The 25,882-nt window shown below is 39.0% G+C and carries 18 protein-coding genes; 16 read left to right on the forward strand and 2 right to left on the reverse strand.

Going from position 1 to position 25,882, the window contains the following annotated elements:
• Positions 1–2: 2 nt before the first annotated feature.
• Entirely contained in the window at positions 3–2,918 is a 2,916-nt protein-coding gene (locus ACFOSX_RS05985; RefSeq protein WP_386098003.1) for a SusC/RagA family TonB-linked outer membrane protein, read from the reverse strand.
• A gap of 284 nt (positions 2,919–3,202) precedes the next feature.
• Here ACFOSX_RS05985 and ACFOSX_RS05990 point away from each other — a divergent pair, with 284 nt between their 5' ends.
• The 10 genes from ACFOSX_RS05990 to ACFOSX_RS06035 all read left to right on the forward strand — a co-directional run bounded on the left by ACFOSX_RS05990 (position 3,203) and on the right by ACFOSX_RS06035 (position 20,000).
• The gene (locus tag ACFOSX_RS05990) at positions 3,203–4,243 is read left to right on the forward strand and encodes a LacI family DNA-binding transcriptional regulator (RefSeq protein WP_386098005.1); all 1,041 of its coding nucleotides are present in this window, start codon (positions 3,203–3,205) and stop codon (positions 4,241–4,243) included.
• Between the two features lie 129 nt (positions 4,244–4,372).
• Positions 4,373–5,908: an MFS transporter gene (locus ACFOSX_RS05995; protein WP_386098007.1), complete on the forward strand. Its 1,536-nt coding sequence runs from the start codon at positions 4,373–4,375 to the stop codon at positions 5,906–5,908.
• A complete protein-coding gene (pgmB, locus tag ACFOSX_RS06000; RefSeq protein ID WP_386098009.1) occupies positions 5,901–6,563 on the forward strand; it encodes a beta-phosphoglucomutase in 663 nt (220 codons plus the stop codon). Before ACFOSX_RS05995 ends, pgmB begins: the two co-directional genes overlap by 8 nt.
• A 42-nt stretch (positions 6,564–6,605) precedes the next feature.
• Positions 6,606–8,912 (forward strand): glycoside hydrolase family 65 protein, encoded by a 2,307-nt coding sequence (locus ACFOSX_RS06005; protein WP_386098011.1) that lies wholly within the window; start codon positions 6,606–6,608, stop codon positions 8,910–8,912.
• A gap of 63 nt (positions 8,913–8,975) precedes the next feature.
• Positions 8,976–10,979, forward strand: a complete 2,004-nt coding sequence (locus tag ACFOSX_RS06010; RefSeq protein ID WP_386098013.1) for a glycoside hydrolase family 13 protein — start codon at positions 8,976–8,978, stop codon at positions 10,977–10,979.
• Entirely contained in the window at positions 10,972–11,931 is a 960-nt protein-coding gene (locus ACFOSX_RS06015) for an alpha/beta hydrolase (protein ID WP_386098015.1), read from the forward strand. Before ACFOSX_RS06010 ends, ACFOSX_RS06015 begins: the two co-directional genes overlap by 8 nt.
• Positions 11,932–11,934: 3 nt before the next feature.
• A complete protein-coding gene (locus ACFOSX_RS06020; RefSeq protein ID WP_386098017.1) occupies positions 11,935–14,358 on the forward strand; it encodes a TIM-barrel domain-containing protein in 2,424 nt (807 codons plus the stop codon).
• A 9-nt stretch (positions 14,359–14,367) separates the two neighbouring features.
• The gene (locus ACFOSX_RS06025) at positions 14,368–15,792 is read left to right on the forward strand and encodes an alpha-amylase family glycosyl hydrolase (protein WP_386098019.1); all 1,425 of its coding nucleotides are present in this window, start codon (positions 14,368–14,370) and stop codon (positions 15,790–15,792) included.
• A 2-nt stretch (positions 15,793–15,794) separates the two neighbouring features.
• On the forward strand, positions 15,795–17,468 hold the full coding sequence (locus ACFOSX_RS06030; protein ID WP_386098021.1) for an alpha-amylase family glycosyl hydrolase: 1,674 nt from the start codon (positions 15,795–15,797) through the stop codon (positions 17,466–17,468).
• 150 nt (positions 17,469–17,618) lie between these two features.
• Positions 17,619–20,000, forward strand: coding sequence for a GAF domain-containing protein (locus ACFOSX_RS06035; RefSeq protein ID WP_386098023.1), 2,382 nt, complete (start codon positions 17,619–17,621; stop codon positions 19,998–20,000).
• On the opposite strand, the gene ACFOSX_RS06040 is transcribed toward ACFOSX_RS06035, so the two are convergent.
• The gene (locus tag ACFOSX_RS06040; protein ID WP_386098025.1) at positions 19,990–21,273 is read right to left on the reverse strand and encodes a Pycsar system effector family protein; all 1,284 of its coding nucleotides are present in this window, start codon (positions 21,271–21,273) and stop codon (positions 19,990–19,992) included. The genes ACFOSX_RS06035 and ACFOSX_RS06040 overlap by 11 nt on opposite strands.
• 163 nt (positions 21,274–21,436) lie before the next feature.
• On the opposite strand from ACFOSX_RS06040, the gene msrB reads away from it, so the two are divergent.
• Genes msrB through ACFOSX_RS06070 form a run of 6 tightly spaced genes read left to right on the forward strand, consistent with a single transcriptional unit; the run spans position 21,437 to position 25,880 of the window.
• Positions 21,437–21,895, forward strand: a complete 459-nt coding sequence (gene msrB / locus ACFOSX_RS06045) for a peptide-methionine (R)-S-oxide reductase MsrB (protein ID WP_386098027.1) — start codon at positions 21,437–21,439, stop codon at positions 21,893–21,895.
• Positions 21,882–22,421: a peptide-methionine (S)-S-oxide reductase MsrA gene (msrA, locus tag ACFOSX_RS06050; RefSeq protein ID WP_386098029.1), complete on the forward strand. Its 540-nt coding sequence runs from the start codon at positions 21,882–21,884 to the stop codon at positions 22,419–22,421. Before msrB ends, msrA begins: the two co-directional genes overlap by 14 nt.
• On the forward strand, positions 22,422–23,984 hold the full coding sequence (locus ACFOSX_RS06055) for a protein adenylyltransferase SelO (protein WP_386098031.1): 1,563 nt from the start codon (positions 22,422–22,424) through the stop codon (positions 23,982–23,984). It begins immediately after the preceding gene.
• 29 nt (positions 23,985–24,013) lie between these two features.
• Positions 24,014–24,295 carry a DUF427 domain-containing protein gene (locus ACFOSX_RS06060; protein WP_386098033.1) on the forward strand — a complete coding sequence of 94 codons (282 nt, stop codon included), beginning with the start codon at positions 24,014–24,016 and terminating at the stop codon, positions 24,293–24,295.
• 5 nt (positions 24,296–24,300) lie between these two features.
• Positions 24,301–24,663, forward strand: a complete 363-nt coding sequence (locus ACFOSX_RS06065; RefSeq protein ID WP_386098035.1) for a DUF1622 domain-containing protein — start codon at positions 24,301–24,303, stop codon at positions 24,661–24,663.
• Positions 24,660–25,880 carry a bifunctional alpha/beta hydrolase/OsmC family protein gene (locus tag ACFOSX_RS06070; RefSeq protein ID WP_386098037.1) on the forward strand — a complete coding sequence of 407 codons (1,221 nt, stop codon included), beginning with the start codon at positions 24,660–24,662 and terminating at the stop codon, positions 25,878–25,880. The genes ACFOSX_RS06065 and ACFOSX_RS06070 overlap by 4 nt, the downstream gene beginning before the upstream one ends.
• The last annotated feature ends 2 nt before the right edge of the window (positions 25,881–25,882 follow it).

The raw sequence follows: 25,882 nt of genomic DNA on the forward strand, positions 1-25,882 counted from the left end.
TTTTAAAATTTAAAGTTAGCTCCTACTAAGAAGTTTCTTGTTCTTGGGAAAATATTACTATCAAAGCCAGATTCTCCGACTTCTGGATCCAAACCGCTGTAATCTGTTATGATAAACGCGTTTTGCACACCACCCCATAAGCGAATACTTTTAATAGCTTTTTCAAAATTAAAGGTATAACCTAAAGTAATGTTGTCCATTCTAAGGAATGATGCCTCCTCAACATAAAGGTCAGACAATACAACATCTGAGGTTTGTTGAAAATTAGTATTAAATACCGATGTAGGTATATTTCCTAAAACGGACTGGTCTTGCAATAAAGCGTATTGGGCATTACCCGATGCCACATTGTTATAGACATAACCACCAACACTTGCACGAAGGTTAAAAGAGAAATCGAAATTCTTGTACGTCATATTAGATTGAAAACCAAATAAAGCATTAGGGTTCGGATTCTCTCTGATATAGCGATCTTGATCATTGATAATATTATCGCCATTTAAATCGACATAAGCCCCTTCAATTGGTGCTCCGTTAGCGTCATATAATTGTTTGAATACAAAGAATGAGCTCGGTGCTTCACCTTGTCGTTGTAATTGAATATTACCACCAGTGCCACTTGGATTTGGCCCCACAGGAATATCTGCGCCGAAAGGCAATGAGGTAATATCCCGGTCAAGTAAAGTAGCGTTAAAATTAGCATTCCAGTTAAACTCACCTTCTCTGAACACATCTGCGTTGACTGAAAACTCTAAACCTTGAATTCTAAACTCTCCAATATTTTGAATGATATTGTTAGTAAAGTTACTTCCATCAGGGACAGGTGCAGCAAATAATAAATCTTCTGAATCTTTCTGGAAAACATTTAAAGACCCTGTAAAGCGATTGTCAAATAAACCGTAATCAATACCAAATTCAATGGTACGTGTTTCTTCCCATTTAATGTCTGGATTAATAGCTGAAGGCAGCAATGTTTGTACAGGCATATTTCCAAATTGGAAAATAGAATTTTCATTTCCTTGACGTAAACGGCTTAGGAAAATATCTGTTTGCCCAATTTCCTGCTGTCCATTCCATCCAACACTCGCTCTTAGTTTTAACTCGGAAATAGTATTAGAATCCTTTAAAAAGTCTTCATCGCTTAAACGCCAAGCCAGTGCTGCACCACCAAAATTACCCCATTGGTTGTCTTCGCTGAAGCGAGATGTGCCATCACGACGATAGTTTAAGGTAAGAAGATATTTGTCATAGAAATCCAAGTTTAAACGACCCCAAAAACCGATCAAAACAATGTCTGGATCTGCGAATGTATCTCCAGTAGTTTGGGGGTCTTGTAGGTTGCCTGTAAAACCACCATCATTTGTAAATACCTGATAAGAGTAACCAGCTGAAACATCATAGTCAAAAACATCACCGGAATCGTTGGCATAATTTAAATAACCGTCTAAAGAGCGGTTGACACGTTGTTGATTAAAGAAGGAGGTTTCTCCTCGAACAACATCTTGCGTAGCAAAGCGAGCAAAAGTACTGGTGTTTGACTCAGAGTGGTCATAACCTAAGTTTAATACAGCTCTTAATTCTGGTAAAAAGTGAAATTTGTAATCTAAATTAATATTACCAAATAGTCTATTAAGATCACCCTGATTATTACGCTGCAATAAATTAAATATAGGGTTAGTTCCACCATTGGCAATTAATGAATTATTTCCAGGTACCGTATGCTGATAAAAACCTGCAAAGAACGGATTGCCATCACGTACCGGTTGTGTAGGGTCGTAGCGTAAAGCTTGCCCAATTTGACTTCGATCTGCGAATCGGTTATCTTCGAACGCCATGTTGGCATTGATGTTCACCTTTAAGTGATCGTCAAAGAAGCTCGGATTTAAAGACAGGGACAAATTACGTCTTTCATTTAACGACGTAATTAACGCTCCTTCTTGTCGAGAGACACCAAAAGAAAAACGTGTTGGTAAGAACTTGAAGAGTTCTCCTCTTAGCGTCACATTATGGATGGCAGAAACGGTTTCTCTAAAGATTTCGTCTTGCCAATCTGTGTTAGCGTTACCCAAGAGGCTTGTGTCTAAGGTTGCACCAGTAATAGGTTGTGAGTTAACTAGGTCTCTAAATTCATCTGCAGAGAGGACGTCAATACGCTCATCGATCTCACCAAAAGTATATTGCGTATCTATATCTGCACTAAAAGTTTTACGTCCTTTTTTCGTAGAGATTATAATAACACCATTAGATGCTCTTGATCCATAAATGGCGGTAGCCGAAGCATCCTTTAGTACCGAGAATGACTCTATATCATTAGGGTTAAGGGACGATAAAATACCACGAGAACCACCAACATTATCATTGGTAATAGGTAATCCATCAATGATAATTAGCGGATTATTAGAGGCATTGATAGATGAACCACCACGGATTCTAATGGTAGAACCCGATCCAGGTGCACCACCGTCCGTAGTCACATTAACACCGGCAACCCTACCAGAGATAAGATTATCTGCAGTGACAATATTACCACGTGTAAAATCTTCTTCAGTAACCGATTCTACAGAGCCAGTAGCATCCTTAACCGTGGTTGTACCGTAACCAATAAGTACTATTTCGTCGAGCTGCGAGGCATCTTCAACAAGACCAATATTTATTGTATTTTGGCCGTTGTAAGTGACTTCTTGAGTAACAAATCCAAGGTAAGAGAATACAAGGACGTTGCCATTACTTACATTCAATGTATATTTTCCATCAAAATCCGTTGATGTTCCTGTTGTTGTCCCTTTTACCAACACATTTACACCAGGTAGAGGCAATCCATTAGTACCGTCTGTTACAGTACCACTCACGGATTGACCAAAAATGAGTATTGGCATAAAAAGCAACGCAAACAAAACGGCGTTAAAATATGTTTTCATAAACTATTTTTAAGTTAATTGCTTAGTTAATTTGATTATATTTTTACTTCACGGGATGAATATATGTAAACAAATCATTAAATTATCGTTAATGAAATTCTAGGACGGTACGAAAACGTTTTCGTGTTAAAAACTTTTTGGAAAATTAGAATTTTCTCTTTAAAATATGGCATTTTTGAGGATTTGGCAACTATAAAGTCTTAAAATTGAGAAGTCTTGAATTTTGTTTAATTCAATTTCAATTATCTTAGTCAAAAAATTAGCTCTGTTTTAGCAGAAAAACTATGAAACGAAAAATTACCCTAAAGCAAATTGCCAGAGAATTGGATGTTTCCATTTCAACGGTTTCAAAAGCCCTGAGGAATAGCCCAGAAATTTCTGAAGATACCAAGCAGAAAGTTCAGGCTTTTGCCAAACTATATAATTACCGGCCAAACAACATTGCGTTAAGTCTTAAGAATAGAAAAACCAATACTATTGCTATTCTTATTCCAGAGATTGTGCATCATTTCTTTTCAAAAGTGATTAGAGGTGTGGAGTTGGTCGCTAATAAGCGTGGCTATAATGTTATTGTTGGACTATCTAACGAGTCTTTTTCAAAAGAGGTTATTAATATGGAAATGCTGGCCAACGGCAGTATTGATGGATTTATTCTTTCAATTTCCAAGGAAACTCAACAGCTTCAAGATTACCACCACTTTAACGAAACCATGAGTCAGGGTATGCCAATTGTAATGTTTGACCGTGTAGTGAACGAAATTAACTGCGATAAGGTCATTGTTGACGATTTTAAAGGCGCCAAAAATGCAGTTAACAAGCTGATTTCAAACGGCTGTAAACATATAGGTCTTATAACCACTAACGATTATGTGAGTGTTGGTAAGCTACGAACACAAGGTTATCTCGAAGCGCTGAAGGAGAATAAAATGAACCTAGAAGCAGATCTTATCCTTAAACTCGAAGACAATATGGACTACGAAGTCCATTTGGATGCTTTAGAGTCAGAGATTGAAGGACTCTTTAAGGCAAACGAAAAAATTGATGGTATTTTTGCAGTTAACGAATTATACGCCTTGTCAGCGATGAAGGTGGCACGTAAAATGGGACATAATATACCTGACAATATTCAGGTAATTGGATTCACCAACGGTGTATTGTCAAAGCACGCCACACCTAGTCTCAGTACGGTAAGTCAGCACGCCCAGCAAATGGGAGAAACAGCAGCGGATTTGTTAATCAATCGGCTAGAAAATGATAGCGAAGAAGAGATCTATCAAACGGTAGTAATAGAAACCAATTTAATAGAGCGCGAGTCCACCAAGTAGAATTTTAACTTGGTCACTTTAAAATCTTTACTATCTTTATCGCCGAATCAAGACTTATATTTTTACTTCACAACCATAAGTTTTGATAAGTTTTGCTTATCAGAATAGTATAAATTTAATCATACTATTATGAAAAAGCGTTCTCTCGGATTTTGGGAAATCTGGAACATGAGTTTTGGTTTCTTAGGAATTCAAATGGGTTTTGCCCTTCAAAATGCAAATGTCAGTCGAATTTTTCAGACTCTTGGAGCTGAGATTGAAGATATACCTATACTTTGGGTTGCTGCTCCATTAACAGGGCTGATTGTTCAACCTATTATCGGTTATTTTAGCGATAGGACTTGGCATCCAAAATTGGGTCGCCGTAGACCTTATTTCTTAGTAGGCGCAATTCTGGCGTCCCTTGCATTATTTATAATGCCAAATTCACCTATGCTTTGGTTTGCTGCGGGTATGCTTTGGATTATGGATGCTTCAATTAATGTTTCCATGGAGCCGTTTAGAGCTTTTGTGGGTGATAATTTGCCGGACCACCAATTGACAAAGGGCTTTGCCATGCAAAGTTTTTTCATTGGAACAGGGGCATATGTAGCATCACGTTTACCAGAGTTTATGACATTTATTGGTGTTTCAAACACAGCACCAGAAGGTGTTATTCCAGATACAGTAAAGTATTCATTTTACGTAGGGGGATTTGCATTTCTAATTGCTGTACTTTGGACGGTCTTTAAATCGAAAGAATATTCTCCTGAAGAAATTGAAGCGTTTGAAGCATCAAAAGCAGAGGCTGATTTTAATAAAGAAAAGAAATCTAGCGCGTGGTTTTCCGAAAACGGTCAGCGTCATTTAATACGTGGTGTATTAATCTTTCTCATTGGTCTAATTGCAACATTTGCCGTGTACCATTTCGGATTGAAAAAAGATCTTTATGTTCTTACTTTAGGCCTTATAAGTTTAGGCGGTTTGGCTCTTATAATTTCTGGACTATTTCAAAAAGGTGGGCGCTTTGATAATGGTTTTGTCACGATAATGAACGATTTTCAGACCATGCCAAAAGTAATGAAGCAATTGGCTTGGGTGCAATTCTTTTCTTGGTTTGCCTTGTTTTCTATGTGGATATATACTACAGGAGCAGTGACAGAACATATATATGGTACGGTTGATACAACTTCGGATGCTTATAATACAGGAGCGAACCAAGTAGGTACTATGTTTGCCAACTATAATCTTGTAGCAGCACTTGTTGCTTTTTTATTACCGCTCTTAGCCAAAAAGACCAGCAGAAAATTTACGCACTTTTTGGCCTTGACGGCTGGAGGTTTTGGTCTTATTTCAATTTATTTTATTAGTACACCGAGCGTCTTTATGCTAGAATGGTTACCAATGATTGGTGTAGGTATTGCATGGGCTAGTATTCTTTCTGTTCCTTATGCTATGCTTTCTGGATCTCTACCAGCGTCCAAAATGGGTTATTTTATGGGGGTGTTTAACTTCTTCATAGTTATTCCCCAATTGGTGGCAGCGTCAATTTTAGGTTTTTTGGTTTCTAGCTTTTTCGAAAACCAGCCTGTTTACGCACTGTTAGTTGGTGGTGGGTCAATGATCTTAGCAGGACTATTATCGCTAGGCGTCAGTGACAATGCAAAAGTTATAATCGATGAGTAATAAAGGATTCATATTCGATTTGGATGGTGTCATCGTTGATACGGCGAAATACCACTTTTTGGCATGGAGAAACCTTGCTAACAGCCTTGATATTGACTTTAGCGAAAAAGAAAACGAGCAACTCAAAGGCGTGAGTCGTGTGCGTTCGTTAGAAAAAATTTTAGAGTGGGGTAATAAAACCATTTCAGACCATGAGTTTACGGCGCTCATGGCTCAGAAAAATGAAGAATATTTGGCTTATATAGATAAAATGGATCGGTCAGAATTATTGCCAGACGTTCTCCATTATCTAGACCTATTAAAAGAAAAAGAACAAGGTATCGCTTTAGGTTCCGCCAGTAAAAATGCACGTCGTATCTTAAAGCAAATTCACATTATCGACAAGTTTGAAGCTATTGTTGACGGTAACGACGTTAGCGCGGCAAAGCCAGACCCAGAAGTGTTTTTAAATGCGGCTGAGGCCTTAAATATTACACCCGAAAACTGTATCGTTTTCGAAGATTCCGTAGCTGGTGTTACAGCCGCCAACCGAGCAAATATGATTTCTATCGGAATTGGAGATAAGGAAGTTTTAGGTCACGCCGATTATGTATTTAAAGATTTCACGGAACTATCCGAAGAATTTATTGACGAATTAATTAATAGAAAAAATTAGACCATGTGAATTTCAAAATTCACTGGATTTACAGCATATAGAATGAATCAGAATTATATCATACCAAACGAATGGTCCATTATCGAAGAAGGTTTCGATAAAGATAGAGTGATGTCGTCCGAAAGTTTGTTCAGTATCGGTAACGGTGCCATGGGGCAACGTGCCAATTTCGAAGAAACCTATTCTGGCCCAACCTTCCAAGGCAGTTATATCGCAGGGGTTTACTATCCAGACAAGACCCGAGTCGGTTGGTGGAAGAATGGCTATCCGGAATATTTTGCGAAGGTATTAAACGCACCAAGTTGGATAGGTATAAACGTCATAATCAATAACGAAATATTAGACCTAAATACCTGTGACACGGTTTCCGATTTTAAGAGAGAACTAAACATGAAAGAAGGTTGGCTCTCGCGTTCTTTTGTCGCAACCCTAAAAAATGGGATTCAGGTTGAAGTGAAATCCATTCGTTTTCTAAGTTTAGATTTGGATGAATTGGGCGCTATCAATTACTCTGTTAAAGTATTGAATGATGATGCAACGGTTGTATTCGAACCTTATTTAGATGGTGGTATTACCAACGAAGATTCTAATTGGGATGATAAGTTTTGGGATATTCTAAGTGTAACACGTGAGGATGAGATGGCGTTCATACAAGCCAAAACTATGAAGACTGGGTTTTCAACCTGCACGTTTATGCAATCGACTTTCAAAATGAATGATGAAGACCTTCAGATTGCACCAAATGTTAGTCAATCCAGCACTAAAATAAGCTTTAGTTATTCGGCGAATCTGTCTCAAGGCGATACCTTTTCCATTACCAAATATGGCGGGTATACTGTAGATAGAAATCATGATAAATACGAATTGGTGACCGCCGCCAAAAACGTGTTGAGAAAAGCACAAGACTATGGTTTTACTGCACTTTTGGAACAACAGAAAAACGCCTGGTCAAAAATTTGGGATATGGCAGATATTACCATTTCTGGAGATATTGAAGCCCAGCAAGGTATTCGTTTTAATATCTTTCATCTAAACCAAACCTATCTCGGTACAGACCCAACACTCAATATTGGACCCAAAGGGTTTACTGGAGAAAAGTATGGTGGAAGCACCTATTGGGATACTGAAGCCTATTGTCTTCCGTTTTACATGGCAACCAAAAACCAATCGGTAGCCCGTAATTTGTTAGAATACCGATACCATCATTTAGATAAAGCCATTGAGAATGCCGAAAAATTAGGCTTCAACAGTGGTGCCGCATTATACCCAATGGTAACCATGAACGGCGAAGAATGCCATAACGAGTGGGAAATTACCTTTCAGGAAATCCATAGAAATGGTGCTATTGCCTTCGCTATTTTTAACTATTATCGCTATACGGGTGACTTCAGCTACATTCCAGAAATGGGCTTGGAAGTCTTAATCGGGATTGCTCGTTTTTGGAACAAGCGCGCAACCTATTCAACAGCTAAGGATAAGTATGTCATTCTCGGAGTTACGGGGCCAAATGAGTACGAAAACAACATCAATAACAATTGGTACACCAACTACATTGCCAAATGGTGTTTGGAATACACCATGGAAATGATAGCCAAAGTAAAGTCGGATTACCCATCAGATTTTACAAGAATCCAAGAAAAAGCCAAGATTTCAGATAACGAATTGGCCGATTGGAAAAACGTAGCGGATGCCATGTATTTCCCATATCATGAAGGCTTAAATATATACTTGCAACAAGACGGCTTTTTAGATAAAGAATTAATAACAGTTGCCGATTTGCCAGAAGACCAACGCCCAATCAATCAAAAATGGTCTTGGGATAGGATTCTGCGTTCACCATACATCAAACAGGCGGATACGCTTCAAGGTTTCTACTTTTTTGAAGACCATTTTTCAACCGAAGAGCTAGAACGTCATTTCGATTTTTATGAACCATTCACGGTGCATGAAAGTTCCTTGTCGCCATGCGTACATAGCATTCAAGCATCAAAATTGAATCGTATGGAACAAGCTTACACTTTTTATTTGAGGACGTCTCGATTGGATTTAGATGATTATAATCACGAAGTGCACGAAGGTCTTCATATTACCTCAATGGCGGGAACTTGGATGAGTATCGTTGAAGGATTCGGAGGCATGCGTATTAAAAACGACCAATTGACTTTTGAACCGCGGATTCCCAAAAATTGGGACGCCTATTCCTTTAAAGTGAATTTCAGAAATCAAATTGTAAACGTAAAAGTGAATCAGCAGAAAACGGTGTTTGAGTTGGAGGGTGATGCTGATTTAACCATAAAAGTAAACGATAAGGATATTACCATAAGCCCAGACGAATTGGTAGTCGTCTGATTAATAGCGATAAAAACCTGAACGTTCTATGAGCGCTCAGGTTTTTTTATTTAAACTAAAGACATGAGAGTACTTCAAGTTGTATTGGTGGTTTTTTTTATTTCGAATTGGTCCTGCAAAGAGTCCGAGTCGAAAGACGTTGAGGCAGAAACCTCCGAAAAAGTTGCTGTAATTGAAGATGTTCGTCACGATTTAGAACGAATTGAACCACCACATTGGTGGACAGGTTTTAAGTCTGAAAATCTTCAACTGTTGGTCCATCATAAGAACATTGGGAATGTCATTAATGTTGATTTGCGTTATCCAGGTGTGTCTTTGGAGGAAGTACATAAAGCCAAAAGCCCAAATTATCTTTTTCTCGATTTAAAGATTGCCAAAGATGCAGAAGCAGGACAATTCAATATAAATTTCGAAATAGAAAACGATGATGACCTCATTCAAACGTATGAATTAAAGTCCCGCAAAAGACCAGCAGAAGAGTATGTGGGCTTTGATAGTTCGGATGTGATTTATTTAATTACCCCAGACCGTTTTTCAAATGGAGACCCAGCGAACGACATCATTTATACACCAACAAAGGAAAGCAAAGAGGTCAGTACTGAGGTTGGTGCTTTAGAAGAAAATACTATAGATAGGAATGAAAATTATTCACGTCACGGCGGTGATATTTCAGGTATTATCAATCATTTAGATTATGTTGAAGATATGGGATTCACAGCCATTTGGCCTGGGCCAATGCTTATAAATGATATGCCAAAAGGGTCCTATCATGGCTATGCCATTACGGATTATTATCGTGTCGACCCACGTTTCGGGACAAGCGCAGATTATATTGAGCTTTCACAAAAAGCGAGTAAGCGTGGTATTAAACTCATCATGGACCAAATTGCCAACCACTGTGGTTTAGAACATTGGTGGATGAAAGATTTGCCTTTTGAAGATTGGGTAAACCATCAAAAACAATATGAAGATGACAAGGACAACTGGACGTGGGAGAAAACAACATTTTCAAACCACAGACGTACAGCAAACCAAGACCGCTACGCCTCTCAGAGTGATATTGTAGGTTTAACGGATGGCTGGTTCGTCGATGCTATGCCAGACCTCAATCAGCGTAATCCGTTTATGGCCAAGTATATTATTCAGAATAGCATTTGGTGGATTGAAACCTTGAAGTTAGGTGGCATTCGCCAAGATACCTATCCGTATCCGGATAAAGATTTTATGGCAGATTGGGCGGGTGCTATTATGCAAGAATATCCCAATTTTAATATTGTCGGTGAGGAATGGAGCTATAATCCTCTGTTGATTGCTTATTGGCAAGACGGTAAGGAAAATAAAGATGGTTACAAATCCAATCTTAAATCTACGATGGATTTTGCCATGCAGGAAAAGGTCGTAAAGGCGCTAAACGAAGAGGAAAACTGGAACACAGGCTTAGTTCATATTTACGAAGGTTTGGCCAACGATTTTGCCTACGCCGACCCAAAAAATATTATGGTCTTTCCTGATAATCACGATATGAGTCGTATTTACACCCAACTCGATGGTGACCTCACTAACACAAAAATGGTTTTAAGTTACTTGTTGACTTTACCTCGAATTCCACAAATCTATTACGGTACTGAAATTTTAATGGACGATTTTGACCAGCCAGGTGACCACGGCCTAATCCGTACGGATTTCCCAGGCGGTTGGGAGGGCGATACGGTTAACGCTTTTACAGGTGAAGGCTTATCCGATGACCAAAAAGAGATGCAAAATTATCTGAAGAAATTACTCAACTTCAGAAAACAGAGTAAAGCTATTCACAATGGTGATACGGTTCATTTTGCACCGGAAAATGGCGTTTATGTCTTGGTCAGAACATCAAAGGATGAAACTGTAGTTCATATTATTAATAAGAATGAAACACCTTACGAGCTCGATTTAAAACGATTCGAAGAATTGAATCTCAAGGGAAAAACCCTCAAAAACGTTATTACAGGCAACGAGATACAATGGCAAGACAATTTGCGTTTAGATAGCAAGGGAAGTTTAATGTATACAAGTAAAACTAATGAATAGAATTTTGTTTTCCATTTTAGGCGTCGTCGGGATTTGTCTTTTTTCAGTTTTGGGTGTTAAGAAAGAGACATCCAAACAGTCTTATGAGTTTAAGAAAGTAGAAGATGCGGTTTTGGCTTCAGGAAGTTTGTTGAGATTGACAGATTATGAATCGGAAAATATCACACCTAGACCTGTAGACGTTTGGTTGCCAGAAAATTATTCCGAACACCAAAAATACAAGGTACTTTACATGCATGATGGGCAGAATCTTTTTGATAGCACCACCACATGGAATAAGCGCGAATGGAAAGTTGATGAATGGTTAACCAAGCTAACTTCTGAAGAAAAAATGAATGACATCATCGTTGTCGGTATTCACAATATTCCAAAGTTGCGTTGGCAAGATTTATTTCCAGAAAAAGCCTTTGAATATATGCCAGACCAAGTCCGTGACTCCTTACTTGAAGCTGGGCGAGAGGCCAAACTCAATCTCGATTTTAGAGGCGACGAATATCTTAAGTTTATCGTAAAGGAGCTCAAACCACAAATCGACGCGCAATTCTCAACTCAAAAAGATGAAAATTATGTGGCGGGTTCTAGTATGGGCGGTTTAATGTCCATGTATGCCATGGTGGAATATCCCGATGTTTTTAAAGGTGCCGGATGTTTATCGACGCATTGGGTAGGTGCTTTACCGACCAATCCAAACCCGTTTCCTGAAGCGATTTTCAAGTATATGGAAGACAACCTTACGGAGGCCGAAGGCAATAAATTTTATTTCGATTATGGCGATAAAACCTTAGATAAGTACTATCCAAAATTCGCACCGCGAGTTGATGCTATTTTTAAAGCTAAAGGCTATTCAGAAGACAATTTCAAGAACCTTTATTTTGAAGGTACCAAACATTCCGAGGAGTCTTGGAACAAACGATTAGACCAACCATTCACCTTTTTATTCGGAAAGCCCTAAGCCATGAAACAATTCGTAATACTTGTCACGTTAATTTTCGGCTATTTTGTTTCAGCTCAGAATGTTGACCGTAAATACCTATCACATTCCGAAGAAAATGGTGTTTTTAAAGTTAAAGTTTCGGATGGTGAATATATGATTGTGCCTTTTTCCGAAGATATCTTTCAAACGACATTCATTCCAAATGGAGAGACCAATACCAAAGCTTCGCATGCTGTTGTAAAAACGCCCGAAAAGGTAAAATTTAAATACAACAATGTTGGCGAGACCATTTCTTGGTCAACGGAAGGCTTAAGTGTTTCCGTCATTACAGAGCCTTTTCAGATTATCTATAGCTATAAAGGACGACCGCTGACATCGGAAAAGCGGGGTTATTACAAAAACGCCCATGAGCCGATGGAAATGGTGCAAGGCAATATCATCGCTGACGAAACGGAAAAAATTGAATTCAATCTTACAGATTCCGAAGTGCTTTACGGCGGGGGCGCTAGAGCCTTGGGTATGAACCGTCGCGGACACCGATTGCCGTTGTACAATCGCGCGCATTACGGCTATGAAACGGAGAGTCAATTGATGAATTACACCATGCCGATTATTATATCTTCAAAGCGCTACATGATTCATTTTGATAACGCCCCGATTGGCTATCTGGATTTAGACAGCAAGGCCAACAATACTTTGACGTACGAAACCATTTCAGGTCGTAAAACTTATCAGGTCATTGCAGGCGATTCTTGGTATGATGTTATAGATAATTACACCGATTTAACTGGAAAACAACCTATGTTGCCACGTTGGGCTTTGGGCAATTTTTCTAGTCGATTTGGCTATCATTCCCAAGCTGAGGTGGAAGCGACCATTAAAAAGTTTGAAGACGAGAATATTGCCGTTGATGCTATAATTCTCGATTTGTATTGGTTCGGAAAAGATATTTTTGGCACCATGGGCAATCTGGAAGTCTTTCGGGATTCTTTCCCAGATTTTGAAGGCATGGTAGAACGCTTAAAAAACAAGGGCGTTAAAACCATCCCGATTACGGAACCTTTTGTACTGACTACCTCGTCCAAGTGGGACGATGCCGTAAAGTCAGGCGCTATGGCCAAAGATTCTGTTGGCAATCCAGCGAAATATGACTTTTACTTTGGCAACACAGGCCTTATCGATATTTATAAATCCGAAGGCGAAACTTGGTTTTGGAAAGTCTACAAAGACTTAGCCGATAAAGGCGTCGCTGGTGTTTGGGGTGATTTGGGTGAGCCAGAGGTGCATCCTACCTGGGTGCAACATCATACAGGTTCTGCGGATGAAGTTCATAATATTTATGGTCATGATTGGGCACGATTGGTCTATGAGGGCTATCAACGCGATTTCCCTAAACAAAGACCTTTTATCCTAATGCGTGCAGGCTATTCGGGTTCCCAACGATATGGGATGGTACCTTGGTCTGGTGATGTCAATAGAACTTGGGGCGGTCTCCAATCCCAACCCGAAATTGCCCTACAAATGGCTATGCAAGGTCTCGCTTACATGCATAGTGACTTGGGCGGATTTGCAGGAGCCAACCTAGATGATGAGTTGTATGCACGTTGGTTACAGTATGGTGTTTTTCAACCTATTTACAGGCCTCATGCACAGGAAGACGTACCGAGTGAACCCGTATATAGAAGCGATAAAGCCAAGCGTTTAGCACAGTTCGCTATAGAAATGCGCTACCGCATGTTGCCATATAATTACAATTTAATGGCTGAAAACCATCGTTTTGGAAAACCACTCATGCGTCCTTTATTTTTTGAAGAACCAAATAATCCGGAATTGCTCAACTATTCAAAAACCTATCTCTGGGGTAATGATATTTTGGTTGCGCCAATTTTGGAGGCAGGTCTAACCCATCAAGAGGTTTATTTTCCTGCTACCTCAAATTGGTTCAATATTGAAACAGACGAAATAATTAAAGGTGGGCAAACCAAATCTATTGAAACGCATCCTGCTTACATTCCAACTTACGTAAGGTCTGGCACTTTTATTCCTTTGGCGACATCCATGCAAAACACCGAAGCTTACAATGGCGACACCTTTCAATTGCAGTATTACCACGATGCTTCGGTGAAAACATCAATGAGAGAACTGTATATGGATGATGGAAAAACCGCCAATCCCATAGAGAATGAGGCTTACCAATTATTGCAATTTCAATTTGAAGAAAAAAACAAATGTCTAGATTTTAAGTTCGAAGCTGAAACAGCTAAAAACTACAATACCTCTAAAAAAGCCATCGAATTTGTGGTGCATAATGTATCAAAAGCACCAAAACGAATCAAGGTCGATGGCAAAAAAGTGAAGGGCAAATACAATGAAAAATACAAGACGGTAACCTTAGATATTAACTGGGATACGTCTGATGAAAAAACCATAAAAATCAAATTTTAACCACCAATTATGAAACAATTAATAGCAGTATTTAGTTTAGCTTTAGTCATGGTCAGTTGCCAAGATAAAGCCAGGGAAGAGGTTGATGTGGCTGAAGTACAGTCTGAAGAGATGCAATTGGAACCCATCCAACCAGAAGATTTAGAAACAGCCATAATCTACGAGGCCAATATCCGTCAATATTCGCCTGAAGGCACATTCGATGCCTTTACAAAAGACATCCCGCAACTCAAAGATTTAGGTGTTAAAGTGATTTGGTTAATGCCTGTTTTTCCTATTTCAGAAACTAAGCGAAAAGCTACTGGCGGACCAGAAAGTAAGTTTGCCTCAGAATTTCCGGAAGAGGAGCAAGACAAGTATTTAGGAAGCTATTATGCAGTTACGGATTTTACAGAAATCAATCCAGAATTCGGGACAAAAGACGATTTTAGAGAACTGGTAAAAACCGCACATGCCAATGGAATCTATGTGATTTTAGATTGGGTGCCAAATCATACGGGTTGGGACCATGAGTGGTTAAAAACCAATCCTGAATATTACACACAAAACGAAGACGGCGAAGTCATCCATCCAAAAGACACCGATTGGACGGACGTTGCTGACCTTAATTATGACAATGCCGAGATGCGCAAGGAAATGATTGCCGATATGCTGTACTGGGTAAAAGAAGAAAACATAGATGGGTTTAGATGTGATGTTGCGGGCTCCGTGCCAACAGATTTTTGGGAGCAGGCCGTACCAAAAATTAGAGCAGAAAAAGATGTATTTATGTTGGCAGAAGCTTGGGAATCTGAGTTGCTGAAAGGCAATTTGTTCGATATGGCTTACGCTTGGGACGGTCATCATTTAATGAACGGTTTGGCTAAAAACGAGAAGACAGCATCAGACTTTAAAGCTTATTTAGAAAAAATAAATTCGGATTACGAAGCCGATGATATCCTCATGAATTTCGTGACCAATCACGATGAAAATTCATGGAACGGTACCATCAAAGAACGTATGGGTGCTAATAGCGAGGTAATGACGGCTATGGTGTACACCATCGACGGCATGCCTTTGATTTACTCTGGTCAAGAGTATAATTTAGACCACCGCTTAAAGTTTTTTGAAAAAGACTCTATTCCGAAGAAAAAAGGTTCGGCTTGGTCACAACTGGAGGCTTTAGGGAAATTAAAAAAGACAAATCCAGCATTGCACGGCGGAAAAAATGGCGCTTCTTTAGAACTCTTTGAAACGCCAGAAAACGTAATTGCGTTTAAGCGCGAAAAGGACGGAAACGTTGTTCTGTTCATGGGAAATCTATCGAATGAAACAGTAAAAATATCTTCTCCAGTTAAAGGTAAATTCACAGATTACATGTCGAATTCAGATATGGAATTGAATGACGACGCGCTTAGTTTAGAAGCTAATTCTTATAAAATTTTAGTACAGTAAGTATGAAACACTTTTTCCTCCTTTTAATAATCCTTTCGCTGAGTAGTTGTAACACAAAAACGAAATTAGATTCTGATGTCAAACATGAAAATGAAACGGTTTCAAGTGCATTCGACTGGAATGGCGCAAACATTTATTTTCTCTTAACAGACCGTTTCAACAATGGCGACCCATCTAATGATGTGAATTTTGGGAGAGATAAGAAAACTGGTGTTTTAAGGGGTTTTGAAGGAGGCGATATTAAAGGCGTTACTGCAAAAATCAAAGAGGGATATTTTACCGATTTAGGAATTAATGCCATTTGGATGACGCCTATTGTAGAACAAATTCACGGCGGAACTGATGAAGGCACTGGATTAACCTATGGATTTCACGGTTATTGGACAAAGGATTGGACAGCAATAGACCCAAATTATGGGACGAAAAAAGACCTTAAAGAGTTGGTAGAAGAAGCGCATGCTAAAGGTATTCGTGTGGTATTGGACGCGGTGATTAACCATACGGGGCCTGTAACAGAACAAGACCCTGTTTGGCCAAACGAATGGGTACGAACAGAACCACAATGCACTTATGATAACTATGATAATACGGTGACTTGTACGCTGGTGAAAAATCTTCCGGACATCAAAACTGAAAGTGATGAAGCCGTAGAATTACCACCACAATTAGTCGACAAATGGAAAGCCGAAGGACGCTACGAGCAAGAGGTTCAGGAACTTGATGATTTCTTCAAACGTACAGGACACCCAAGGGCACCACGCTTTTATATCATGAAATGGTTAACCGATTACATCACGGAATTTGGCATTGACGGGTATCGCGTTGATACGGTTAAGCACACTGAAGAATCTGTTTGGCAGGAATTTAGGAACGAATGCGACTATGCCTTTTCAGAATACAAAAAGACGAATTCAGATAAGGTGTTGGACGAAAACGAATTCTACCTCGTTGGTGAAGTGTACAATTACGGCATCAGTTCTGGTGAGGCTTTCGATTTTGGCGATAAAAAGGTGAATTATTTTGATGGTGCTTTTGATGCACTCATCAATTTCGAAGCCAAATGGAATGCCTTACAGCAATCTAATGAGGACGTATTTAGTCGATATTCTAAGATTTTAAATGATAGCAATTCTGAAGTCCAAGTTTTGAATTACATGAGTTCCCATGATGATGGGCAACCCTTTGATGCTACTAGAGACAAACCACACGAAACAGCGACAAAGCTATTGTTAATGCCAGGTGCTTCACAAGTTTATTATGGTGATGAATCTGGAAGAATCCTACAAGTTGAAGGCGCTATCGGTGACGCCAATCTCCGCTCGTTTATGAATTGGGAAGACATACAACAATACGATGAATACATCGCAGTTCTAGAACACTGGCAAAAACTAGGGCAATTTAGAGCCAATCATCCTGCTGTTGGCGCAGGTCAGCACCAGATGATAACGAGCGAGCCGTATGTATTTTACCGAAGTTATTCTAAAGGGAATGTTTCAGACTTAGTTGTTGTGGCGCTAGATTTACCTTCAGGCATAAAAACAATAGATGTCTCTAAAGTCTTCGAAAATGGTGCTATTATTAGAGATGCCTATTCCAATACTACTGCCGAAGTTTCAGACGGGAAATTAATCATAGATTCCCCACACGATATGCTTCTTCTGGAAAAGGTGGAGTAATTCAAACCTAGAAGAAATCCTTTCAAACTTAAATCTCGTATATATATTGAAAATATATCGGTTTAGCTTGTAACGTTTTGGAGCTAACAGCGTCTAAAACACAAGGGCTTAGCTGATTTTTCGTAGCTTTGCCATAAGATTGTTATATACGTGAAGATTACCCAAGACATAGAGACCCCTTTTAATATTAAAATTGGCTTTAATAAATTGCTGAAAAGCTATGAGGCCATGCTTGATAGTGACGATGAATTCGCCGTGCGAAAAGCCAAGGAAATTTTGGCAGTAGCTGAGCAGAATCCGGTACTTCGTGAAGGTTTTGATGACCCTAAATATTTTGAAGAGTTAAAGAGCGAAATTGCAACGGTGATGCAAGATTGCTTTAGTTCGGTATTGACCTTAAATGAAATTAAGGTGGCGACGATTCCTTTTCAGAATGTGGTTTTCAATAGCTCACAGCGTTTTAAAAATATTATTAAAAATGCAGGTGAGGATTTTCAGCTTGAAGTGAAAAACTTGCCTGAAGATGATAGCTATATCATCGGCTGTATCGTCATCCTCAACCATGTTTTCGGCTATCAGGTCAGTTTTAAGCGTCCTTATTATTATCAAATCCCCGATGCATCGGGTTTTATGCGTCACTATAAAATCCTTTACAATGCAGACTTTGTAGAGATTGAAAAAACAGCGTCGGCACCAGATATTACAGAAGAGGATTACAACGAATTACTGGACAATTTTGATAACATTGAGCTTTGGAAGGAGAAATTCCCAAAAGGCTCTTATAACTTTACGGGCTTTGGTTTGGCAAATATCGTCGATGTTACGGATGACCAGTCTATTTCTAATATAAAATCGAATTTAATTGCCGACGGTACCAACAAAACAGTCTCTTTTGTAACCGATTTAAGACAAACCTTTAGGTCCTTATTCAATCTTGAAGATATCGATATCGGATTTTCCCAATACAATCCCGAAACGGACGCTTTTGAGCAGGTATATGGCGAAGGTTTTGAAAGTTTTATGCTTTTAGGGAAAGAGGCCATCAATTGTAAATCTGCATTTTGTGAGAATTCCTATAAAACTATTTTAGAGGAAAAAGAATTCTTTGCTATTGCGGATGTAGACCGCTATTTTAAGTTATCTCAAGGCCAAGCGCCACAATATAAAATTCTAAAAGAAGCTGGAATAAAGAGTGCCATTTTAGCACCAATTGCCAACAAAAAGGGGCTTCTTGGTGTTCTGGAAATAGTATCCAAAAAACCAAAAGTATTGAACAGCATCAATGCCAACAAACTAAACGATATTATGCCGTTTATAGTTATGGGCGTTGAACGGTCTAAGCGTGAAGAAGCTAACCTTATTGAGGCTATTATTCAGCAAGAATGTACCTCAATTCATCCAAGCGTTCATTGGAAGTTTAAAGATGAAGCTAAATCTTTTATTCGCGCAAAAGTAACGGCTGATGAAGTACCGACCTTTAAAAAGATTTCGTTTGAAAATGTGTATCCCTTATTTGGGCAAATCGATGTTAAAGGCTCTTCCGACGCACGAAATTCAGCAACCCAAAAAGACTTGGCTTTACAGTTAAAGATGGCGAGCTCAATTATATCTTCTGCCTTAGATAAAGATTATTTGCCTGTTTTTGAGCAGGTGAAGTTCCAACTCGATGACTATAATTCAGAAATAATATCCGACTTTAAAGTGGATAGCGAGCATACTATAAGTTCGTTTTTAAGGAATGAGGTTCAGCCAATCTTAGAATTAATTGCAACCAAACATCAAGACTTAGAATCTGAAGTTTCGGATTATATTTCCAAAATTGATGATGATTTAGGTGTCATTTATTTCTACCGAAAGCATTATGATGATTCAGTAAAACTCATCAATAAAAATATGTCATCACTTTTGGATGCTAAGCAGATTGAGGCACAAAAAATGTATCCGCATTTTTTTGAGCGCTTTAAAACCGATGGTGTTGAACACAACATGTACATCGGTGAAGCCATCACCAAAGAAGAAAATTTTAATGAGATTTATCTATTCAACTTAAGGTTGTGGCAACTACAGGTGATGTGCGAAATGGAAAATGAATATTACCACAAACAACATGAATATCCTGTGGCATTAGATGTGGCTTCTATGGTTTTGGTTTTCAACCAACCGTTGACCATTGGTTTTAGGATGGACGAAAAGCGGTTTGATGTTGATGGTACATATAACGCCAGATACGAAGTCGTGAAAAAACGTGTGGACAAGGCATACATTAAAGGTACTGAAGAGCGCGTCACTCAAAAAGGAAAATTGACGATTGTCTATTCTCAAAAAGAAGACGAGATAGAGTACAAGCGCTACATTAAATTTTTGCAGTCAAAACAGCTTTTAAATGATGATATGGAGGTTGTGGAGTTGGAAGACCTACAAGGTGTAACAGGCTTACGTGCTTTGCGCACAAGTATTCTCTATCATTCCAAGGAAGATTCAAGTGATGCCTATTATACCTATGAAGATTTAATGGATACCATTAAATCATAAACGCTTCCTCTAACTTAGAGTCATGCATTGTATCCTTAATAAAGTAAGAAGTAGTGACGCCCTCAGGTAAAATATCTTCAACTTCAGCATCTGGGTGTGTTTTTAAGGCTATGGCAAAAGCAAGCACTGAGATAATGATACCAGCCATGAATATTGTGTAGGTTACCCTAAGAATTCTGTATTTACGTTCTAGTACGATTCCTAAATAATACAAGTCCTTTGTTAAACTGTCATAGATGTATTGTTTATCATCAATAAGTTCATTGATGGCCCATTCGTAATCCTCATATTTCATTTTATGAAAGTTACCAAAGAAGGTTAAATTCACATTTTTGTTTTTTACATCTTCCTTAGTAAACTCTCCACTTGTTACGTTTGGCCTTGTAGCTATCACTGATAAAATCATGGAAACTACACAAGATAATGTAAAGATGGCTGTAGGATAGATGAGGTATTGGTTTTGGTCGAGACTGGAAATTAAATTAGCTAGAACTAAAGAAATAATAATAGCATTTACCGAAAGCAGAATGTTGGCCTTGGTATCCGCAATATCACTTAGTTTAATATGATTTCTTAAAGCTACACGATAAAAGGTCTGAATACCTCTTTCAGGACTTTCGTTTTTGTATTTCGCCTTTAGTTTTGCCTTAACCTCCTCTTTCTTCATCTTCTTTTTGCGCTTCTTTTTGGCGTCCATTAAATCGACCAAATTTTTGTTCTTGCGCTTTTTCCAATTTTTGATGGCATAGTCAGTGTGAAACTGATGTTTTGTAGTTAGTACTTTAATATTTTCTTCACGCCATTCTTTCGGTGAGTAAGAGCTATGACCTTGTAATTCCAGTTCTTTTCTTAGGAATTCGCTAGCCTCTTCAAAATATTTCTTTCCGAAGTGGGAGGCATCAGCATCTTTTATGATTTTATCAAGTTCAGTTTTTGGGGCTTCACTGAATCGTGTTGCCATGATGCATTCATTGACACCAGCAATAATTTTTTGGTCTACCTTTTTGCTTTCCAAAAATTCAGTAGCAATTTTAACGCTTTCCTCTTCGTGTTTTTCGCACCCTTTAACATAGCCTGTGTCATGAAGCCAAGCCGACAACTCAATAATCAGTTTTTCATCATCCGATAGGTCGGAATCTTCAATGATTTCACATGCGCTTCGGTGTACACGTTCCGTATGTGTAAAATTATGATAGATAAAAGACGGGTCGAGTTCCTCCTTAAATAGGTCAAAAACAAAATCTTTAGCGTCGTTTACAATGGACTGGCTCATATATCTTAGTGTTTGAAAGCTTTTAAAATTACGAAAAGAACCCTTAACATTTTGTTCTGTGAAGGTCTTCTGATTAAATCGTAACTTCAAAATTATTTTAAATGTAAGGGTTTAGTAGGTTTAATCGACTAAAATCTTACTTCGATACCTAAAAAAACACACAATGCTCAATTGGAAACATATTATGGATTTTGCCGTCAATGGCAATCCAGAACCAGACACTCGGGTTGAAAAATCTGAAGCCGAATGGCGCGAACAACTAACGCCTGAACAATATAGAATTACAAGGCAAAAAGGCACAGAAGCACCGCATACGGGAGCACTCTGTAGTACGCACGATGCTGGTATCTACAGCTGTATCTGCTGTGATACAAAGCTGTTTGATTCTACCATAAAATACGATAGTTCCTCAGGCTGGCCGAGTTTTACCCAACCGATAAAAGAAAACGCTATTAAATACGAAAAAGACACAACCTTTGGGATGGTACGTGTAGAAATTATATGCAATACCTGCGACGCGCATTTGGGACACGTCTTTCCTGACGGTCCAGAACCAAGCGGATTGCGCTATTGTGTAAATTCTGAATCCATTAAAATTGAAAAACAAAATGTCGAATCTTAAAGTCGCTACAGTCGGAGGCGGATGCTTTTGGTGTACGGAAGCCGTATTTCAGGAAGTGAATGGCGTTGAAAAAGTAGTCTCTGGTTATTCTGGTGGAACTGTACCGGGACATCCCACCTATCGTGAAATCTGTTCGGGATTAACGGGCCATGCGGAAGTCATTCAAATCACCTTTGATGAAAATGTGCTGTCTTACGAAGATTTACTCATCATTTTTATGACCACGCACGACCCAACAACTTTGAATCGTCAAGGCGCCGACCGAGGGACGCAATACCGTTCTGTGATTTTTTATCATGATGAACAACAAAAACGAAGTGCCGAAGAAGTCCTTAAACAACTCAACCCGCATTTTGACAATCAAATCGTCACGGAAATATCGCCTTTGGAAGCATTTTATGAAGCTGAAAAGGAGCACCAGGATTATTACCGCTCCAATCCCAATCAAGGGTACTGCAGTTTTGTGATTACGCCAAAACTTCAAAAGTTACGACAATTGCATGCCGATAAACTCAAAGCCTCTTAATTGGAATTAAACCTAAAAAATACATTTACCGATGCTTTGCCCTCAGACCCTGAACTGGGAAACTATGTTCGGCAAGTCAAAGGTGCGACGCATTCTTTTGTAGCGCCCAAAATACCTGCGAATCCATCACTGATTCATGCAAATCCTGAAATGGCGATGGCACTTGGTCTAACTGAAGCTCAGACTAAATCCAATACATTTTTGAATGTCTTTTCAGGTAAAACCGTTTACCCGAATACCAAGCCTTATGCTATGGCGTATGCAGGGCATCAGTTTGGGAATTGGGCAGGCCAATTGGGCGATGGGCGTGCTATAAATTTGTTCGAAGTCGAGCATAAAAACAAGCTATGGGCAGTACAACTTAAGGGTTCAGGAAAAACGCCATATTCCAGACAAGGCGATGGATTGGCGGTGCTGAGGTCATCCATTCGTGAGTATCTCTGTAGCGAAGCGATGCATCATTTGGGTGTGCCTACGACACGAGTTTTGAGTCTTATGCTCAGTGGCGAAGATGTATTACGCGATATGCTCTACGACGGCAATGCCGATTACGAAAAAGGCGCCATTGTAGCTCGTGTGGCACCAAGTTTTATTCGCTTTGGCAATTTTGAATTGTTCGCCTCAAGACAAGACCATAAAACTTTAAAACAATTGGTAGATTATACAATTCAGAATTTTTATCCTGAGTTGGAAAACACTTCTGATAATAAATACCTCGCTTTTTTTGAAGCCGTGACTCATAGAACCTTGGAGATGATTATCCACTGGCAACGGGTTGGATTTGTGCATGGCGTGATGAATACCGATAACATGTCCATTCTCGGATTGACTATTGATTATGGCCCTTACGGCTGGTTAGACGATTTTAATTTTGGTTGGACACCAAACACAACGGACGTTCAACACAAACGCTACCGATTTGGAAATCAACCTAACATGGCGCTGTATAATTTAATTCAGCTAGCAAATGCTTTGTATCCTCTAATTGAAGATGCCAAACCTTTGGAAAAAATTCTTGAGCACTATCAAAATGATTTTGAAAGAAAGTCATTGGATATGATGCGACGTAAGTTAGGACTTCAAACTAATAATGAAGAAGACATAAAACTGATAGCACAACTTGAAGAACTCCTACACGAACATGAAACCGATATGACCATCTTTTTCAGGTTGCTTTCCAACTATAAAAAAGGAAGTGCTGAAGATGGTATTCAAATTATAGCCGACGCATTTTATAATCCCGAAGCACTTTCCGAAGCCACCAGCAAAAAATGGAAAGTTTGGTTTAAGGCTTACGACCAAAGATTGAAGAATGAACAAGTGACGGATGAAGAAAGGAAGAAGGCAATGAATGCTGTAAACCCTAAATACGTGCTCAGAAATTATATGGCACAATTGGCAATAGATGATGCAGATAAACGCGATTATGCACTGTTGGAAGAGCTTTTTGAAATGTTGAAAAATCCGTATGAAGAACAGCCAGAATATGAACAATGGTTTGCAAAACGACCAGATTGGGCACGCACGCGTGTCGGTTGTTCTATGCTATCCTGCAGTTCTTAAAACATATTAAACTAACCAAAAACAAAACCATGAAAGCAATTTGGAACGGACAGGTCATCGCCGAAAGCAACGATACTGTAGTTATTGAAAACAACCATTATTTTCCGCACGACAGTATTAAGAAAGAATATTTTGAGAAGAGTGATAGCAAATCCGTTTGCCCTTGGAAAGGAGAGGCAAGCTATTATACGATTAAAGTTGACGGCAATGAGAATTTAGACGCCGCTTGGTACTATCCAGAGGTTTCAGAACTCGCAAAGGGTATTAAAAACAGAGTCGCTTTTTGGAAAGGCGTGACCGTTGAATCCTAGAAAATATGCGACATTACATACAGATTATCGCAGAAATAATTGAAGGCTTAGGGGTTGCAATTCTACTTTTAGGAGTAGTTTATTCTCTAGTCGATTTTTTTATTTCAAAATACAAAGGCAAGGAAGACTGTTATTTTAGATTGAGAAAAACCTTGGGCAAGTTTATTCTTCTTGGCCTAGAGGTATTGATTGCCGCTGATATAATAGCAACAGTCAACACTAATCCTACATTAGAGTCCGTGACAATTTTGGGCATAATCGTTCTAATAAGAACATTTCTCAGTTTGTCAATTCAAGTAGAGATTGAAGGCCGTTTCCCCTGGCAGAAGACATCTCAAAATGTATTTCATAAAGATTCCAAAGAATGAAAGAAAAGCTAAAAATTAAGAATAGAAAAGGTTATGAACTGTATGCCCATTTAGAGTTGCCAGCTGACCAAAAGCCACAGCATTTTGCGATATTTTCCCATTGTTTTACCTGTAGTAGCGGGCTTTCAGCTGTACGGCATATCAGCAGAGCGTTGACCCAAGATGGTTTTGGCGTTGTCCGTTTTGACTTTACCGGATTAGGACGAAGTGAAGGCGAATTTGCCGAAAGTCATTTCTCGGCCAATGTTGAGGATTTGCAGGATGTCTATCATTATATATCTGAACACTATCAGACACCAAGCTTACTCGTTGGGCATTCCCTTGGCGGAGCCGCTTCTTTGGTTGGAGCTTCAAAATTAGAAGGGATTAAGGCGGTTGCTACCATCGGTGCTCCAGCATCTGTATCTCATGTAAAGCGTCTGTTTTCCCATGAGTTTGAAGAAAAAAAAGACAAAGGTGATGTTGTGGTCAATATCGGCGGAAGGCCATTTAAAATCAATGAAGAATTTGTCTCTCAGTTTGAAGGGGTTAATTTACCCGAAATAGTAAAGAATTTACGTAAACCCCTATTGATTCTTCATTCACCAATCGATACTATCGTTGGTATCAATAATGCTGAGGACTTATACATCAACGCGCACCATCCCAAAAGTTTTGTGTCCTTAGACCAAGCCGACCATTTGTTGACCAATGAAGTGGACAGCGATTATGTTGGTGCAGTGATTGGCACTTGGACAAAACGGTATTTTCCAAAGAAACAACATAAGATTTTAGATACTGAAGGCGAGCAATTAGTCGCCCATCTTAATATTGAGGAAGATAATTTTACCACAACCATTCAGACGGAAAATCACGCTTTTATCGGCGACGAACCAGCAAGTATTGGCGGGTCAGATTTTGGGCCATCACCCTACGAATTTTTGAATGCTGGTTTAGCCTCGTGTACGGCAATGACTTTAAAAATGTATGCTGAACGTAAAAAGTGGGACTTAAAAGAGGTCTATGTTTACACAACCTATTCCAAAAAGCACGCAGAGGACCTTCCAGAAGGCTCCGAAGCACCAAAAAAGTTGGATTACATCAATAAGAAGTTGAAATTAGTTGGTAACTTAGATGCCAAGCAACGAGAAAAACTCACGGATATCGCTTCAAGATGTCCTGTACACAAGACCTTAGCGTCCGAAGTTATTTTCTCAACAGAATTATTAGACTCTTAAAT

It is taken from the genome of Winogradskyella maritima (assembly GCF_042650215.1).
Lineage (GTDB): Bacteria > Bacteroidota > Bacteroidia > Flavobacteriales > Flavobacteriaceae > Winogradskyella > Winogradskyella maritima.

Excerpts from the sequence above, each read along its gene's own strand:
- ACFOSX_RS05985 (WP_386098003.1), bottom strand. The coding sequence starts at position 2,918 with ATGAAAACATATTTTAACGCCGTTTTGTTTGCGTTGCTTTTTATGCCA.
- ACFOSX_RS05990 (WP_386098005.1), top strand. The coding sequence starts at position 3,203 with ATGAAACGAAAAATTACCCTAAAGCAAATTGCCAGAGAATTGGATGTT.
- ACFOSX_RS05995 (WP_386098007.1), top strand. The coding sequence starts at position 4,373 with ATGAAAAAGCGTTCTCTCGGATTTTGGGAAATCTGGAACATGAGTTTT.
- pgmB (WP_386098009.1), top strand. The coding sequence starts at position 5,901 with ATGAGTAATAAAGGATTCATATTCGATTTGGATGGTGTCATCGTTGAT.
- ACFOSX_RS06005 (WP_386098011.1), top strand. The coding sequence starts at position 6,606 with ATGAATCAGAATTATATCATACCAAACGAATGGTCCATTATCGAAGAA.
- ACFOSX_RS06010 (WP_386098013.1), top strand. The coding sequence starts at position 8,976 with ATGAGAGTACTTCAAGTTGTATTGGTGGTTTTTTTTATTTCGAATTGG.
- ACFOSX_RS06015 (WP_386098015.1), top strand. The coding sequence starts at position 10,972 with ATGAATAGAATTTTGTTTTCCATTTTAGGCGTCGTCGGGATTTGTCTT.
- ACFOSX_RS06020 (WP_386098017.1), top strand. The coding sequence starts at position 11,935 with ATGAAACAATTCGTAATACTTGTCACGTTAATTTTCGGCTATTTTGTT.
- ACFOSX_RS06025 (WP_386098019.1), top strand. The coding sequence starts at position 14,368 with ATGAAACAATTAATAGCAGTATTTAGTTTAGCTTTAGTCATGGTCAGT.
- ACFOSX_RS06030 (WP_386098021.1), top strand. The coding sequence starts at position 15,795 with ATGAAACACTTTTTCCTCCTTTTAATAATCCTTTCGCTGAGTAGTTGT.
- ACFOSX_RS06040 (WP_386098025.1), bottom strand. The coding sequence starts at position 21,273 with ATGAGCCAGTCCATTGTAAACGACGCTAAAGATTTTGTTTTTGACCTA.
- msrB (WP_386098027.1), top strand. The coding sequence starts at position 21,437 with ATGCTCAATTGGAAACATATTATGGATTTTGCCGTCAATGGCAATCCA.
- msrA (WP_386098029.1), top strand. The coding sequence starts at position 21,882 with ATGTCGAATCTTAAAGTCGCTACAGTCGGAGGCGGATGCTTTTGGTGT.
- ACFOSX_RS06060 (WP_386098033.1), top strand. The coding sequence starts at position 24,014 with ATGAAAGCAATTTGGAACGGACAGGTCATCGCCGAAAGCAACGATACT.
- ACFOSX_RS06065 (WP_386098035.1), top strand. The coding sequence starts at position 24,301 with ATGCGACATTACATACAGATTATCGCAGAAATAATTGAAGGCTTAGGG.
- ACFOSX_RS06070 (WP_386098037.1), top strand. The coding sequence starts at position 24,660 with ATGAAAGAAAAGCTAAAAATTAAGAATAGAAAAGGTTATGAACTGTAT.